The organism is Mesoterricola sp. JemC181, from assembly GCF_055384585.1.
Map to the genome: position 1 here is coordinate 3,182,181 of NZ_AP045076.1, position 16,037 is coordinate 3,198,217.

Genomic DNA, 16,037 nt, shown 5'->3' on the forward strand with positions numbered 1-16,037 from the left:
ACAAAACCATTGTTTGTCGCCGGGGATTGGTGGGCTTTATCTCCTTCATCCCAACCAGTCGGGTAAGCCGGGGGCGCAAGCTCCCCGGCCTACCCGACTGGTTGCGATGAACGAGGATGGGGCCGTGGATTGCTACTGCACCCGCGCGAGCACCTCGGCGCAGCACCGCTCGATCCCCGTCCAGACGTCCGAGATGCGGGCGTCGTCGTACATGTAGGCGGGGGTCGTCACCAGCTTCAGGCCCTCGTCGATGACGATCTCGCGCGCGGAGGGCACCGCCTTGTGGGTGACGCCCAGCTTCCCGACGGCGCCGGCGACGCCCTCCCCCGAGCCCAGGGTCAGCGTCCCCTTGCGGCCCAGGGCCGACAGCACCATGGCCACCAGGGCCGGCGCGATGCAGATGGCGCCCACGGGCTTGCCGGCCTCGAAGAACGCCGAGGCGAACTTCAGGACGTCGGGGCGCACCGTTCCGGCCGCGCCCTCCCTCGCGAAGGTGCAGAAGTTCTTGGCGACGCCGGCGCCCCCGGGCAGGAGCAGGGCGTCGAACTGCGCGGGGTCGGCCTTGGCCAGGTCCATGCACTTGCCCACGCGGGCGATGCGGGAGGCCTCCTCCAGGACGTTGCGCACGGCGTCCTTGCGGGTTCCGGTGCGGTGGTCCACCACCTCCGCCTGGGGAGCGTCCGGGGCGAAGCACGTGACCCGGGCCCCGTGCTGGTCCAGGGCCAGCAGGGTGAAGACCGCCTCCCGGATCTCCGCGCCGTCCACGTGGCCGCATCCGGAGAGAAGCACTGCGACGTTGGGAACCTTGGCCATGACCGCCTCCTGTATCCTCTATCCATGATATCCAGACGCCTCCCCGGCTCGTTCGAGTCCAATCCCCTTACCCGGGAGATCGCCGCGTTCCGCCGGGAGGGGCGCCCCTTCCTGGACCTCACCTCCTCCAACCCCACCCGCTGCGGGGTCCCCTACCCGGAGGCGGAGATCCTGGCGGCGCTGTCCTCGCCCGCGGTCCTTTCGTACGACCCGGACCCCCGGGGTCCGGCCCGGGCCCGGGAGGCGGTGGCGGCCTGGCACGGCCTGGACCCCGGGGACCTGGTGCTCACGGCCTCCACCTCCGAGGCCTACTCCTGGCTCTTCAAGCTGCTGTGCGACCCCGGGGACGATGTCCTGGTGCCCTCGCCCAGCTACCCCCTCTTCCACTGGCTGGCGGCCCTGGAGGGCGTGGAGGCCCGGCAGGTGCCGGCCCTGCGCTCGGACCGGTGGGACCTGGACTTCCAGGCCCTGGCCGGGGCCGTGACCCCCCGCACCCGGGCGGTGGTGGTGGTGAACCCCAACAACCCCACGGGCCAGTTCCTGTCCCGGGGGGAGTGGCGGGAGCTCCTGGCCTTCTGCGCCGCGCGGGGCCTCGCGCTCCTGGTGGACGAGGTGTTCGCGGACTACGCCCTGGAGCCTGCGCCGGACCACCTCCCCAGCGCCCTTGCGGAGGCGGACCCGCCCTGCCCCCTCTTCGTGCTTTCGGGCCTCAGCAAGATCGCGGCCCTGCCCCAGGTGAAGCTGGGCTGGATCGCCGCCCGGGGCGGACCCGCCCGGGCCTGCCTGGAGCCCCTGGCCTTCATCGCCGACCAGTACCTGTCCGTGTCCGCCCCGGCCCTGGCCGCCGCCGGCGCCCTCCTGGGCCTTGCGAAGGGCATCCAGGCCGGGCTCCTGGCGCGCCTGAGGTCGAACCTGGCCGCCCTGGACGCGGAACTCGCCCGGCGCCCCTCCCTCGGCAGGGCCCGGGTGGAGGGGGGCTGGTCGGCCATCCTCCGCGTACCCGCCCTGGAACCGGGAGACGACCTGGCCCTGCGCATCCTCCGGGACGCGGGGGTGCTCATCCACCCCGGGCACTTCTTCGACCTGCCGGGGGACGGGCACCTGGTGTGCAGCCTCCTGCCCGCGGAATTCCCAGAGGGCATCGCGAGGGTGGGGGAAATTCTCGACGGCGTCCGCCCGGAATGATTATTTTTTAATTATTTACCTGAGGCCATGCGGGCCAGGGTGCGCATGCCGGGGGCCAGGCCCTCCCGCAGCGTCCGGCCCCGGGTGAGGGCATAGAACCATGAAAGCAGGCCGGTTATCTCGATGGAATGGGTCATGCGCGTGCCCAGGTCGCAGGCCTCCTGCGCGTGGGTGTGGTGGATCTCGGCCAGGGGCAGCTTCACCAGGGCCGTGAACGAGGCCTGCACCTCCACCCGGGCCAGGCGGAAGGTGCGGGAGCCCTCGCCCCGGAGCTTCATGCGCCCCAGGGTCCCCGAGGAGAAGGGGCCCGAAAGCTCGGCGTAGGTGATGCCCGTGTCCCACTGGGGCCAGGCGGATACCTCCTCCAGCTTGGCCCAGACCGCCCCGGGTTCCGCCGAGGTGTCCAGGGTATGCTCCGCATGCCAACCGACCATCGCTGCCGTTCCCCCAGCTAGTAATAGCTCATACAGTCCGTTCAATTCATGGCACTTCCAGATAACCATGAATCCGCCCCGCGGGGTAAGGGGGAAATCGCCGCAGGTGAAAGGGAGGCTCCGACTCTGTATGTTAGAAGGTTGGAGAAGTCATGCAGCCATCAAAACGGGCCCAGTTGGCCATTTTCTGCACCGTCGTCGTGGATCTCCTCGGCTTCGGCATCGTCATTCCCATCCTCCCGCTCTATGCGAAAAACCTGGCGCTGCACCCCTCGCCCTGGATGGACTGGGTGAACCACGCGCTCAACCTCAAGGATTCCCCCTTCGTGTTCTGGGCCGGGGTGGTCCTGGTGATCCACCCCATCGCCCAGTTCATCTCCGCGCCCATCCTCGGGCGGGTGTCGGACCTGGTGGGGCGCAGGCCCGTGCTCTGGATGTCCCTCATGGGCACCTGCGCGGCCTACCTCCTCATGGCCATGACCGGGAGGTTCGAATGGGTCCTGGCGGCCCGGGTCCTGGACGGCGTCACGGGGGGCAACATCTCCGTGGCACAGGCGGCCATGGCGGATTCCTCCTCGCCCCAGGAGCGCTCCAAGGCCCTGGGGATCATCGGGGCGGCCTTCGGCCTGGGGTTCGTCCTGGGCCCGGCCCTGGCCGGGATCCTCTCCGGCTCCGCCACGGGCAAGGCGATGCTCGCAGCCCACGGCTGGCACCTGCCCTTCTTCGTCGCCGCCGGCATGAGCTTCATCGCGTCCATGCTCGTCCTGGTCCTGCTCCCGGAGACCCTCACGCCCGAGGCGAGGCTCCACGCAAGGAAGGTCCAGAGCCGGGGCCACGCCCTCGTGCACGCCCTGAAGCGCCCCGGGATGCCCCAGATACTCCTCATCGCCTTCCTGGCCATGACCGGCTTCGCCATGATGGAGGGCACCTACGCCCTCCTCTGCGCCAGGCGGTTCAACTTCAGCCAGAGGGGCGTGGGCTACCTGTTCGCCTTCGTGGGCATCCTCATCGTCATCTACCAGGGCGGGCTGGTGCGGGTCGTGGCCAAGCGCATCCCCGAGCGGGTCGCGCAGCTGGCGGGCCTGGCCATGATGGCCTGCAGCCTGCCCCTGATCCCCTACGCCCCCTGGGAGGCGCCCTTCCTCCTGGTCATGGTCCCCCTGGTGTGGGGCTCGGGCATGAACCAGACCGCCACCTCGGCCCTGGCCAGCCAGATCACCCCCCGGGACGAGCAGGGCGGCCTATTCGGCGTTATCACATCCATGTCCACCATCGGAAGGATCGTGGGTCCGCTCCTGGGCACCTACACCTTCGCCAAGTTCGGCTTCGCCGCGCCCTACTGGGTGGCGGCGGGATGCCTGGCGCTGGGCCTCGTGGTGGCCATCGGGCTCCTCCGGACGCCGGCGCCGCAGCCCGAGGAAGACCCCATCTGACACTTCCAACGGAGAATGCATGACCAGCCTGAACGGAAACGACCTTGACGCACGCGTCCTGAGGGGCATCGCCCGGGGGGCCGCCGTCACCCTGGACGAGAAGGCCCTGGCCCGCGTGGCGGAGAACCGGAAGGTGATCCAGCGGATCCTGGACGAGGGGAGGACGGTCTACGGCATCAACACCGGCTTCGGCCAGTTCGCCACCGTGGTGATCCCCCCCGACCAGCTCGCGCAGCTCCAGCTCAACCTCGTGCGCAGCCACGCCGCGGGCGTGGGCGAGCCCCTGCCCAAGGACCAGACCCGGGCGCTCATGGCCGCGCGGATCAACTGCCTGCTCAAGGGGCACTCGGGCATCCGCCCCGAGCCCATCCGCCTCCTGGCGGCCTGCCTCAACCGCGACGTCCTGCCCGTGGTGCCCTGCCAGGGCAGCGTCGGGGCCTCCGGCGACCTGGCCCCCCTGGCGCACATGGCCCTCCTCCTGGTGGGCGAAGGCCTGGCCTGGGACGGCACGGCCCACATCCCCGGCGGCAAGGCCCTGGCCAAGGCCGGCCTCAAGCCCATCACCCTGGAGCCCAAGGAGGGCCTGGCCCTCATCAACGGCACCCAGCTCATCACCGCCCTCGGAAACCTGGCCGTGGCCCGGCTCATGGACCTGGTGCCCCTGGCCGACGAGATCGCCGCCCTGAGCCTGGAGGCCCTGCGGGGCACCCGGGCCCCCTACGACCCCCGCATCCACCAGGCCCGCCCCCATCCCGGCCAGATCCAGGTGGCCGCCCACATGCTGGAGATCCTGGGCGAGACCAGCGAGATCGCCGAGAGCCACAAGGACTGCACCCGGGTCCAGGACGCCTACTCCCTGCGGTGCATCCCCCAGGTGCACGGGGTGACCCGGGACGCCCTCCAGTTCGCCGGGGACATCCTCAAGCGCGAGCTCAACAGCGCCACCGACAACCCGATGATCTTCACGGAGACCCAGGAGAGCCGCAGCGGCGGCAACTTCCACGGCCAGTACCCCGCCTTCGCCTGCGACCTGCTGGCCATCGCCGCCTGCGACCTGGCCAGCATCTCCGAAAGGCGCCAGGAGCGGCTCGTGAACCCGGCCTACTCCGACCTGCCGGCCTTCCTCACCCGGGAGGGGGGCCTGGAATCGGGCTTCATGATGGCCCACGTCACCTCCGCGGCCCTGGTCTCGGAGATGAAGGGCCTGGCCAACCCCGCCTGCGTCGACACGATCCCCACCAGCGCCGGCAAGGAGGACCACGTGAGCATGGGCCCCATCGCCGCCCGCAAGCTCATGCGGGCCGTGGACGCCCTGGAGCAGGTGCTCGCCCTGGAGGCCCGCATGGCCCTGGAAGGGGTCCGGATCCTCGGCATGGCCCCCGCCAGGGGCCTCGCCCCCCTCATGGAGCGGCTCGCCGCGGCCTGCCCCCCCTGGAACGACCGCCCCATGTACGAGGAGATCGCACACGCCGCTGACGCTTTGCGGGTGCATGTGGGAGAATGACCGTCATGATCCCCTGGAGAGAGCGATGCGAGGAGGCCCTGGGGGCCCAGACCCGGGCGGACGCCATCCGCTTCTGGGGAGCCTCGCACGGCTCCAGGCCCATCTTCGACTACCGGTTCGAGCACACCCTGGCCGCGGTGAAGATCGCGAAATGGCTGGCCCCCCTGGTGGGGGCCGACCTGGAGACGGTGGAGTGCGCGGCCTGGCTCCATGACTGCCGCAAGGTGCTCAACGACCCCCGGGCCAAGGACCACCATGCCCAGGAGGCCAGCGACGCCGTGGAGGACATCCTCCGGGGCACGGACTTCCCGCCCGGGAAGATCCCCGCGGTCCGCCACGCCATCGAGCATCACGTCGGCCTCAAGCTGACCCGCAGGCTCGAGCCCGTCGAGACGGCCTGCCTCTGGGACGCCGACAAGCTCAGCAAGCTGGGAGCCGCCAGCCTCGTGCACTACAACTGCATCGCCGGGGCCTTCGACCCCGTCGAGACCTCCGGCATCCTCGCCCGGGGCCAGCACTGGCTGGGCCTGGCCAGGGGCATCGCCGGCAGCATGAACACCGAGGCCGGGCGCGCCGAGGCCCTGCGCCGCCTGGCCTTCCTCGAGACCTACTACGAACAGCTCCGCCGCGAGTGGAGCGATCCCATGGAGCCCGCCACGCCATGAGCGACTTCCCGGAACTCCTGCAGACTCTTCAAATGGCCCTCAAGACGAGGTTGATGTACACCGCCGCGCATCCGCGGGCCAAGGGGTCCATGGAGGCCCTGACGATGCAGATCGAGGACTGGCTCGAGGACAGTCCCACCCTCCACATCGCCACCTCCGGAGGCCGGATGTTCGTGGACGGCCAGCCCTTCGAGGGCCAGGGCGTCCACCTCACGAGCACCGGGAAGCTCCTCGCGGAGCGGCAGATCTCGGGAATCATCTTCAGCCGGGGAATCGAGGCCTGGGAGGTGGAGGAGCTCCTGGACCTGCTCATCCTGAAACCCGCCCGCATCGAGGAGATGGGCGGCGCCGGCCGGATCATCGCCGACAAGAACCTGCCCCACGTCCAGATGGGCCAGGTGCAGTACCGCGAGGTGCGCGAAGGGGAGGGCGGCACGCAGTCCGACGCCGGCCCCGCCATGCGGCCCGTGACCATCCCCGCCGGCGCCCAGCCCCAGGCCGAGCCCGCCCCCAAGGCCCCCCCCGCGCCCACCCTGGACGCCCTCCAGGCCATGGTCGAGCAGTGGCGCCACGAGTTCCGCAAGCTGCACGAGAAGAAGATGGCCAGCATGTACGGCCAGGGCACCGGCGCTCCCGGAGCCGGACCCGGCGCCCCGGGCTTCGGCGGCCCCGGCCTGGGCGCCCCCGGCTTCGGGGGCCCCGGCACCCAGGAGTTCGGCTCGGGCGGCCCCGGCCCCGGCGGCATCGGCCCCGGCGGCCCCGGCACGGACGGCCCCGAATCCGCCGGCGACGGCGGCCCCGGCATCGGCTTCGGCACCCTTGGCGGCGAAGGCGGCTCGGGTTCCGGGGGACCCGCCGCCGGCGGCCCCGGGGGCCCCGCCCCCGCCGTCGCCGCCGACCTGGCCTTCCTGGAGAAGACCGGCCCGACGGATCTCTCGTTCCTGGCGGGCTCGCTGTCCAGCATGGGGTTCGGGGACGGCTTCCCCACCGCCCAGCAGATGGAGGGCCTGCGCACGGCCCTGAAGGAGCTGCCCCCCGGGGCCCTCCTGTCCGTGGTGGCCGGCCTGGACACCCTGCCCCATTCCCCCGCGGGCCTGCGCATGGGCTTCCAGGCCCTCGCCCCGGAGCTCTTCGCCCACGCCGCCGCCACGCTCCTGGCCCAGGGCGCGGGCCAGGGCGACACCTGGGACGGGCTGAAGGACCACCTCCACGGGATCCTCCAGGGTTCCCCCTCCTTCCAGGGGCTCCTGGCGGCCCTGGAGACCGAGCTGCGCAACCGCGGGCTCGGCCTGGAAAACCTCCACGACCTGGTCTCCCGCATGGACTGGGAGACCATGGGCGTGGACGAGCAGCTCCGGCTCGTCGCCGAGCACGACCACCTCTGGAAGCTCAGCCACGACCAGCGCCTCCGGTTCCTCCGCAAGCTGCTGGACGAAGGCCGCCTGGACACCTTCGGCACCATCCTCGACGAGGTGATCAGAAGCCTCACCAGCGACGACGCCCACCGCCGGGAGATGGCGGCCCGCACCCTGGCGGGCGTGGCCCACTGGCTGTCCGTGCCCGGCATCCCCCCGGAATGCGAGCTGCCCCTCCTGGGCGGCCTCACCGGGCACTTCGGCTCCGAGCGCATGCCCCGGGTGCACCACGTCACCACCGAGGCCCTGGGCACGGCCCTGGACGAGATGGTCCAGCGCGGCGAGCCCGGCCACGCCCATGCCCTCCTCCTGGAACTGGACGCCCTGGTCATGTTCCTGGAATCGAAGGAGCCCTGGCGCACCGACGCCCTGGCCTGGCTCTGGGACAGGCTGGCCCAGCCCCCCTCCCTGGCCCGCGTGATGGAGCTGGTGCACACCTCCAACCCCGAGACCCTCCTCAACGAGCTGATCCCCTACCTGGAGAAGGTGGGCATGCCCGCCGCCCAGGCCCTGGTGGAGGTGCTGGGCGAGGAGCAGGACCGCAAGCGGCGCTCCCGGCTCATGGAGGTCATCCGCGGCCTGGGCGACCTGGCCCTGCCCGCGGTGGTGGAGTCCCTGGAATCCCCCAAGTGGTTCCTGGTGCGCAACACCCTCAACCTCATGGCCGACATGGGGGACCTGGCGGCCCTCAAGCCCGCCGAGGCCTGCCTGGCCCACCGGGACGTGCGGGTGCGCTGCGCGGCGGTGCGCACCGTCTGGAAGGTGGGGGGCCCCGTGGCCATGCCCGCCCTCATCGCGGCCTTCGCGCACGCGGACCCGGACACGATGCTGGAGATCATGTTCGCCTTCGGCCAGATCCGGTCGGCCGCGGCCATCCCCACCCTGGGCGCCTTCGCCACCGACCACCGCATGCCCGAGAAGCTGCGGACCCGGGCCGCCGAGGTGATGGGCGCCATCGGGGACCCCTCCGCCCTGCCCTTCCTGGAGGAGCTCGTGCGCCGCAGGGGCCGGATCTTCACCACCGCCGAGCCCACCGGGATCCGCGTCGCGGCCTGCAAGGCCCTGGCCGCCCTGGGCACCCCGGTGGCCCTGGGCTCCCTGCGCGCCCTGGTGGCCAAGGAGCCCCGGAACACCGACCGGCCCCTCCTCCAGCAGGTCCTCGAGCAGAGCCTCCGGTGACCGTCCTGCCCGAGCCCCAGCAGCTCATGGAGGCCTTCGCGGCCTTCACGCAGGCCTCGGAACAGCTCCAGCAGCGCTACGAATCCCTCCAGGACCAGCTCGGACAGCTGGGCAACGAGCTCCAGACCGTCCTGGAGACGGTCCCCTACGCCATCTGGGTGGTGGGGCCCGGCGGCGAGCTGCGCTTCACCAACCGCAACCGGGGCCTGGGCGGCTCCTTCCTGGACGGGCCCGACCCCTGGGAGCCCGGAGCGCCCCTGGGCCTCCGGCGGTTCAAGGGCGACGACGGGCAGGACCGCTTCATGGAGCAGGAGAGCCGCCCCACCGACACCGGCCAGATCATCAGCCTCCGGGACGTCACCGAGGCCCACCTGAGGGCCGAGCAGGCCAGCCGGGAGGAGCGGCTCCAGGCCATGGGCCTCATGGCCGCGGAACTGGCCCACGAGATCCGGAATCCCCTGGGCAGCCTCTCGCTCTTCTCGGGGATGCTGGTGGAGGACCTCCAGCACATGCCGGCCCAGGCCGAGCTGGCCCACCACATCCAGGACAGCGTGCAGCGCCTGAACACCCTGGTGGCCAATACCCTCACCTTCAGCCGGGACATCAGCCCCAAGCCCAGGCCCTTCGCCCTGGCCGAATTCTGGGAGAACGTCCGCAAGTCCACCAGCCTCCCCGAGGACGTCCAGTGGGAGAACCGGGTCCCCCAGGCGGCCACCTGGCACGCGGACCCCGACCTCCTGCGCCAGGTGGCGGTGAACCTCCTCCAGAACGGCCTGCGCGCCCTGGACGGACGCCCCTCGCCCAGGCTCGGCCTCACCGCGGTGCGGGAGAACGTGGGGGGCAGGCCCCACTGGCGGCTGACCCTGGAGGACAACGGGTGCGGCATCGCGGCCGACGCCCTGGCGCGGATCTTCGACCCCTTCTACACCACCTTCGGGGGCGGCACGGGCCTGGGCCTGGCGGTGAGCCACCGGATCCTGATGGCCCATTCGGGCCTGATGAACATCGAGAGCAGCCTGGGCCAGGGAACCAAGGTCCATCTCCGGCTCCCCGCGGGGGCCTGACTATGGCACCATGGAGAGTTCGGAGGCAACATGTCGCTTCACATGATCGGACCTGGGAAAAATTCGCCTGAGATCGTCAACGCGGTCGTCGAAATCCCCTACGGTTCGCGGATCAAGTACGAGATCGACCACGTCACCAGCCTCGTGAAGGTCGACCGGGTGCTCTACTCCCCCATCCACTACCCCGCCGAGTACGGCTTCATCCCCCATACCCTGGCCCCCGACGGCGATCCCTGCGACATCCTCGTGCTCATCGTGGGCGCCACCTACCCCGGCGTCATCATCGAGGCCAAGCCCATCGGCATCCTCCGCATGTCCGACGACATGGGCCAGGACGACAAGATCCTCAGCGTGGCGGCCTCGGACCCCAACTACATGCACGTGGACACCCTCGCCGACCTCCCGCCCCACCTCCTCCGGGAAGTGGAGCACTTCTTCCTCACGTACAAGAACCTCGAATCCAAGGACGTCATCAGCGGCGGCTGGGCCGGCAAGGCCGAGGCCCTGGCCTTCATCGAGGAATGCATCCAGGCGTATCGACATTAGGCCAAAGGGCTGGCGCCCCGCGGCCCCCTTCCAAGAGGAGGTTCGTGCATGGGTCTGATCTGCTTCGATCTCGACGGCACCCTGGTGGACCCGCTCCGGGCGATGGTCCACTGCATCGAACTCACCTGCCGCGAACTGGGCATCCCCGCCCCCGCCCGGGACCTGGTGCGCCGCTTCATCGGCTTCGGGCCCGGGGAGCTCTTCGCGTCCCTGCCCGGCCTGGCGGACCCGGCGCGCCTGGACGAGGCCATCGCCCGGTACTGGTTCCACTTCGGGGAATCGGGCATCGCCAAGCACCGGGTCTACGAGGGGATCCCCCTCATGCTCACCCGGCTCCGCCGCCAGGGCCACAGCCTCCACCTGGTCACCGTGAAGCCCACCCGCTACGCCCGCAGGGTGCTCCACGAGTTCGACCTCCTGCTGAGCTTCGACGAGGTCTTCGGCACCGCCCCCAAGGACCGCTACAAATCCAAGAGCGAGGTGCTGACCCAGCTCCGGCTCCAGGGCGTGGTGAAGCCCGGCGGCTACATGGTCGGCGACCGGGCAGACGACATGGCCTCCGGGAAGGCCAACGGGCTCATTCCCCTGGGGGTCACCTACGGCTTCGGCACCGCTTCGGAGCTCCAGGACGCGGGTGCGGACAAGCTCTTCGGCACGCCGGCCGCGCTGGACGAATGGTTCAAGACCTCGCTGCCGGGGTCCGAGATCCACGACGCGTTCTCGAAGTCGGAATAGGGCCGTTTCACGGCCTGGCCACCCGGACCTCGATCGGGTTAAGACCATCCGATAATCGAACGAGGAAGGTGCCGCCCGAAGGCACATCCGCGAGGGGCAGTGACGCGCTTCCGCCCGTTAGCCTGATCGCCAACGCGGTGGTCGCGCCGCCCACGTGGAGCACCGTGGCATAAGGGTTGGCTGCGGCGTCCCACGTGAGCTTCAGGCGGCCTCCGGATTCCTCGGCCACCAGGGCGCCGGAGGCGACTTCGGAGGCCAGGGCCGTGCGGCGCGCCGCGGCGGCTTCCCGGGGGACCCTGCGCAGGGCGGCGCCGGAGGGGGGGCGAAGTTCCAGGTTCCTGATCTCGTCGGTGCCGTCCAGCGTGAACGCGAAGTGGCGGAAGCCCTCCGGGAGGTCCTGGATGCGGCTTGCTCCGAACCGGACGGTGCTGGAGCCGGAAGCGCGCGTGACCGTGAGTTCGTGGGTGCCGGCCCTGGGGACGATGGCGGGACCGGAGACGAGTTCCGTGGGGGACAGGTGGATCTCCCCGCCGGGGCTGATCCAGCCCGACACCAGGGTGCGGGTGGCCGCGGTGGCGGCGGCGGACACCACGGCGCCGCCCCTGGCGCCGATGGAATCGATGAAGGTCATGGCGGCCAGGTAGTTCCAGTCCGACACCCAGACCGTGTCGAGGTAGCTCATGAGATCGGCGTACGTGGCGGGCGCGTAGGACCTGGACGTGGCGGGATCGTAGCCCCAGGTGCCGATGCCCCCGCCGGCGTAGGGGTAGTTCAGCTGCGGCGTGCCGGCGCCGCCGCCGGGGGTGTGGGAGAGGTTGAAGCCGTGGCCGATCTCGTGGACCATGGAGGCCACGGCCTGACCCGCGCCGAACCGCGCCCCGGTGGTCGTGTCGATGCCGAGCCCCACACCCTGGCCCTGCAGGTGGAGGCCGACGATGCTGGACCCGGTCCAGCTGGACGGAAGCCCCAGGTCGATGAAGCCGAAGTAGCTGGCGGCGCTCCCGTCCACGGCCCTGAGCGCCACGAGCTCGTCCAGGATACCGGCCCAGCCGTAGTAGCTGTTGTCGGTGGCGGTGGAGCCCTTGGCGGGGGGCGTGGCGATGACGGTGGAGGTGGTGTAGGCGGCGCGCAAGGACGTGGCCACGGCCTTCACGGGCCACACCGCCTTGATGGCCGAGGCGATCCCTGCGGCCGCCGGCAGCACCGGCGCGGCGCCCTGGTGGACGACGGGCACCAGCACCAGGTCCAGCTGGTAGCCGGTGCCGTCCACCACGGGCGTGAGCGTCTGGGAGAGCGCGCCGCCGGAGATCACCACCGTCATCCCGGCCACCAGGTCCGCGGCCGGGACCTCGGCGGTGTAGGCGCTGGCGAGGTCGCCCTCGGCCACGGCCGTGGGGAGGGCCGCCGGACCCGCGAGGGTGAGCGTGTCGAGGGTGGAGCCGGCCGCGTTCTTCAGGGTGGCGGTGAAGGCGGGGGCGCCTATGCCGGCGCGGTCCGCCAGGATGCGGGCCGCCAGCAGCGCCGGCTTGCCGGGAACCAGGGGCAGGCCGGACCTGAGCACGGTCTGGCCCCATTCCAGATCCTCGAGCCAGTAGGAGGCGGGACCCACCGGGTCGGTGACGGTGACCTGGAGGGTGGCCGTGCTGGTGACCGCGGTGCCCTGGGTGCGGGTGGCCACGAGCGGCAGCGCGTAGGTGCCCAGGGCGGCGGCGGTGGCGTCGATGGTCAGGTTGGCGCTGGCCAGGGCGGTGGAGGAGGGCGTGTCGAAGGACGCCGGCAGGCCGGCGACGGGCCCCGCGGAAAGGGCGGTGGTGCCCAGGTAGACCGGATCGCCGCCGCCGGCGTCCTGGAAGTAGGTGCCGTTGTGCCCCAGCGAAACCGGCACCTTCAGCGTCCCGCCCTTCACCACGCTCACCGCGGCCGGAGCCTGGATCCAGAAGGTCGTGGACGATACGTACACCTCCACCGGCAGGTACGTCACGGAGGTGCCCACAGTGCCGGTGAGGTAGAAGGCGTAGGTCCCGTCCGCCAGGGTGGATGCCGCGGTGAGGGTGACCGTCGTGACATAGTCCAGCTCCGCCGGGTTGTCCGCGAAGGCTACGGCCAGGCCCGCGGGAAGCCCCGTGGCGGCGAGGGCCGCCTTGGTTCCTCCGGCGTAGGAGACCAGGGTGTTGGTGTTGTACGGGGCGAAGTTGAGGGTGACGCTGGAGCCCCTGGCCAGCGAGATGACCTCCCTGTCGTCGAGCGTGTCGGAGCTGTCCACCCAGCTCAAGGCGAAGGCCCTCGTGGGGCTCGTGAGGGTGAGGTGCAGGGTGGCGCTGGCGGTGGCGGAACCGCTGACGCCCTGGAGGGTGATCGCGTAGGTGCCCGCCGTGGGCAGGACCCGGGTCTTGCCGGTGACGTCCGCGGGATCGGGGTAGCCGGCCTGCACCGTCAGTTCAGCCGTCGTGCCGGTGGTGGAGCCCGGGGCGAAGGCCGCCTTCACGCCGGCGGGCAACGTGCTGGCCACCACCGAGCACGCCACCGCGTCCGTGAAGCCGGACGCGCGGGTGAGGGTGACGGTCTCCGTTCCGTCCTGGCCGACCTCCATGGAAAGGGAGGGACTGGCGAGGGAGAAGGGCACCACGGCTTCAGTGGCCGCGCGGGGCGAACCTCCGCCGCCGCACGCGAGCACGGCCAACAGAATAACGCCGGAAAGCGCGGCCCGGAAGCGTGTTGCGGGATGGCTGAAACGAATCATGCAGGGCATGGGCACCCCCCAATAAAACATTCAGAATCCATCGTTATACAGGGAATTCATGGGCATCCCGGCCCCTTCCGCCGAATGGACATGGGAGGGGGCTCAATAGTTGAGACCCGCTCGCTCCGGATTTCAAGCACACCTTGCGCCCGGTTTTTCCGGGCCCCAGCTTTTTGGTTGCCTTTGGGCCGCCGTGACGAAAAGATGGCATCAACCATTTCCTTCAAAAGCCAAACCAAGGAGATACCCGTGCCAAAGCCCCAATCAGCCCCTCGTGTTGCGGCCATCGTCGGGCCGTACATGTCCGGGAAGACCACCCTTCTCGAAAGCCTCCTCTTCGCGGCCAACGCCATCCCCAGAAAGGGGACCGTCAAGGAGGGCAACACCGTCGGCGATGCATCGGTCGAGGCCAAGGCACGCCAGATGAGCGTCGAGGCCTCGGTCGCCACCGCCACCTACCTGGGCGAGACCTGGACCTTCATCGACTGCCCGGGATCGGTCGAGTTCAGCCAGGAGAGCATCAACGCCCTGATGGTGGCCGACGCCGCCGTGGTGGTGTGCGAGGCCGACCCCACCCGCGCGCCCATGGCCGCCCCCATCCTCAAGCTGCTCGACGACCACAACATCCCCCACACCATCTTCCTCAACAAGGTGGACAGCCTCACGGACCCGGGCAAGATCGCCGAGACCCTGCGCGCCCTGCAGCCCATGAGCCCCCACCCCCTCGTCCTGCGCGAGTATCCCATCCACGCGGGCAGCTTCATCACGGGGTACGAGGAACTGAGCATGGAGCGGGCCTTCAAGGCCAACCCCGGACATCCCTCCGACGAGATCCCCATCCCCGACTCCATCAAGGAGGAGGCCATGCTGGCCCGCCAGGAAATGCTGGAAGCCATCAGCACCCTGGACGACGCCCTCATGGAAAAGCTCCTGGACGAGCAGGTGCCCACCCGCGAGGAGGTGTTCGCCACCCTCACCCGCGGCTTCCGGGGGGACCAGATCGTGCCCGTGCTCCTGGGTTCGGCCGACAAGGACCTGGGCGTGCGCCGGCTTCTCAAGCTCCTGCGCCACGAGGGCCCCGAGCCCGCCGACACCGCCGCGCGCCTGGGCATCCCCGCCGGCAAGGACGTCCTCGTCCAGGTGTGGAAGACCCTCAACGCCCAGCACGTGGGCAAGCTGTCCCTGGCCCGCGTGTGGCACGGGGAGGTCACGGAAGGCATGGCCTTCGCCGCCGGCCGCCCCAGTTCCCTCACCCGGCCCTTCGGCGCCAAGCAGGAGAAGGTGGTCAAGGTCGGACCCGGCGAGATCGTGGCCCTGGGCCGCATGGAGACCGTCAGGACCGGCGACTGCCTCACCCTCAACGCCCCGGTCGAGCTGCCCTGGCCCGACCCCATCCAGCCCATGACCGCCCTGGCCGTGCGCTGCGCCAAGAGCGGCGACGAGGTCAAGCTCTCCACCGCCATCCAGAAGCTCGTGGACGAGGATCCCTCCTTCACCATCGAGCAGAACGCCGAGACCCAGGAGCGCGTGATCTGGGGCCAGGGCGAGATCCACCTGAAGGTGGCCCTGGACCGCATCAGGCGCTGGGGCGTCGAGGTGACCTTCGCCCAGCCCACCATCCCCTACCGCGAGACCATCCGCAAGCCGGTCAAGCAGCACGGGCGCTACAAGCACCAGTCCGGCGGCCACGGCGCCTTCGGCGACGTGCACATCGAGTTCAAGCCCCGGCAGCGCGGCGAGGGCCTGAAGTTCTCCGACACCATCGTCGGCGGCGTCATCCCCAAGAACTACATCCCCGCCGTGGAGAACGGGTTCCACGAATTCGCCAAGCAGGGCCCCCTGGGCTTCCCCATGGTGGACGTGGAGGCCGTGCTCTTCTTCGGGTCCTTCCACACCGTGGACTCCAGCGAAATGGCCTTCAAGGCCGCCACCCGCGTGGCCATGAACGAGGGCCTGCCCCAGTGCAACCCCGTGCTGCTCGAGCCCATCCTGGAGATCCACATCTCGGTGCCCTCCGAGCACACCTCCAAGGCCCAGAAGATCATCACCAGCCACCGCGCCGGCCAGATCCTGGGCTTCGACGCCAAGCCGGGCTGGGAAGGCTGGGACATCGTGGACGGCTACCTGCCCCAGAGCGAGCTCCAGGGCATCATCGTCGAGCTGCGCAGCCAGACCCAGGGCGTGGGCTCCTTCACCTGGGCCTTCCACCACCTGCAGGAGCTGGAAGGCCGCGACGCCGACAAGGTGGTCGAGGCCCGGAAGAAGGCGCTGGCCGAAGCCTAGGCCCAATGCGTTTCCGGAACGGGAGGGACCTCGCGGTCCCT

General features: G+C 70.4%; 12 protein-coding genes. 9 read left to right on the plus strand and 3 right to left on the minus strand.

Annotation, left to right across the window (positions count from 1 at the left end):
* Positions 1 to 132: 132 nt before the first annotated feature.
* Positions 133 to 813: an isoprenoid biosynthesis glyoxalase ElbB gene (gene elbB, locus ACZ5MC_RS14005; RefSeq protein WP_464516086.1), complete on the minus strand. Its 681-nt coding sequence runs from the start codon at positions 811 to 813 to the stop codon at positions 133 to 135.
* A 24-nt stretch (positions 814 to 837) separates the two neighbouring features.
* On the opposite strand from elbB, the gene ACZ5MC_RS14010 reads away from it, so the two are divergent.
* Positions 838 to 1,998: a pyridoxal phosphate-dependent aminotransferase gene (locus ACZ5MC_RS14010; protein WP_464516087.1), complete on the plus strand. Its 1,161-nt coding sequence runs from the start codon at positions 838 to 840 to the stop codon at positions 1,996 to 1,998.
* Positions 1,999 to 2,009: 11 nt separating this feature from the next.
* Here ACZ5MC_RS14010 and ACZ5MC_RS14015 read toward each other — a convergent pair whose 3' ends face one another.
* Positions 2,010 to 2,432 carry an SRPBCC family protein gene (locus ACZ5MC_RS14015; protein ID WP_464516088.1) on the minus strand — a complete coding sequence of 141 codons (423 nt, stop codon included), beginning with the start codon at positions 2,430 to 2,432 and terminating at the stop codon, positions 2,010 to 2,012.
* 152 nt (positions 2,433 to 2,584) lie between these two features.
* Here ACZ5MC_RS14015 and ACZ5MC_RS14020 point away from each other — a divergent pair, with 152 nt between their 5' ends.
* Genes ACZ5MC_RS14020 through ACZ5MC_RS14050 form a run of 7 tightly spaced genes read left to right on the plus strand, consistent with a single transcriptional unit; the run spans position 2,585 to position 10,973 of the window.
* The gene (locus ACZ5MC_RS14020) at positions 2,585 to 3,865 is read left to right on the plus strand and encodes an MFS transporter (RefSeq protein WP_306601121.1); all 1,281 of its coding nucleotides are present in this window, start codon (positions 2,585 to 2,587) and stop codon (positions 3,863 to 3,865) included.
* A gap of 19 nt (positions 3,866 to 3,884) precedes the next feature.
* Positions 3,885 to 5,369 (plus strand): histidine ammonia-lyase, encoded by a 1,485-nt coding sequence (gene hutH, locus ACZ5MC_RS14025; RefSeq protein ID WP_306601122.1) that lies wholly within the window; start codon positions 3,885 to 3,887, stop codon positions 5,367 to 5,369.
* Between the two features lie 5 nt (positions 5,370 to 5,374).
* Positions 5,375 to 6,034: an HD domain-containing protein gene (locus ACZ5MC_RS14030; RefSeq protein WP_306601123.1), complete on the plus strand. Its 660-nt coding sequence runs from the start codon at positions 5,375 to 5,377 to the stop codon at positions 6,032 to 6,034.
* Entirely contained in the window at positions 6,031 to 8,628 is a 2,598-nt protein-coding gene (locus tag ACZ5MC_RS14035) for a HEAT repeat domain-containing protein (protein WP_306601124.1), read from the plus strand. The genes ACZ5MC_RS14030 and ACZ5MC_RS14035 overlap by 4 nt, the downstream gene beginning before the upstream one ends.
* Positions 8,625 to 9,692, plus strand: coding sequence for a sensor histidine kinase (locus tag ACZ5MC_RS14040; RefSeq protein WP_306601125.1), 1,068 nt, complete (start codon positions 8,625 to 8,627; stop codon positions 9,690 to 9,692). Before ACZ5MC_RS14035 ends, ACZ5MC_RS14040 begins: the two co-directional genes overlap by 4 nt.
* Before the next feature lie 30 nt (positions 9,693 to 9,722).
* Positions 9,723 to 10,238 (plus strand): inorganic diphosphatase, encoded by a 516-nt coding sequence (locus ACZ5MC_RS14045; protein WP_306601126.1) that lies wholly within the window; start codon positions 9,723 to 9,725, stop codon positions 10,236 to 10,238.
* Between the two features lie 48 nt (positions 10,239 to 10,286).
* Positions 10,287 to 10,973, plus strand: a complete 687-nt coding sequence (locus tag ACZ5MC_RS14050; protein WP_306601127.1) for an HAD family hydrolase — start codon at positions 10,287 to 10,289, stop codon at positions 10,971 to 10,973.
* A gap of 7 nt (positions 10,974 to 10,980) precedes the next feature.
* On the opposite strand, the gene ACZ5MC_RS14055 is transcribed toward ACZ5MC_RS14050, so the two are convergent.
* Positions 10,981 to 13,647 (minus strand): M66 family metalloprotease, encoded by a 2,667-nt coding sequence (locus ACZ5MC_RS14055; protein WP_464517790.1) that lies wholly within the window; start codon positions 13,645 to 13,647, stop codon positions 10,981 to 10,983.
* 270 nt (positions 13,648 to 13,917) lie between these two features.
* Between ACZ5MC_RS14055 and ACZ5MC_RS14060 the strand changes: the two genes are divergently transcribed.
* Complete coding sequence (locus ACZ5MC_RS14060) at positions 13,918 to 15,996, plus strand: elongation factor G (protein ID WP_306601129.1); 2,079 nt, start codon at positions 13,918 to 13,920, stop codon at positions 15,994 to 15,996.
* Positions 15,997 to 16,037: the final 41 nt, after the last annotated feature.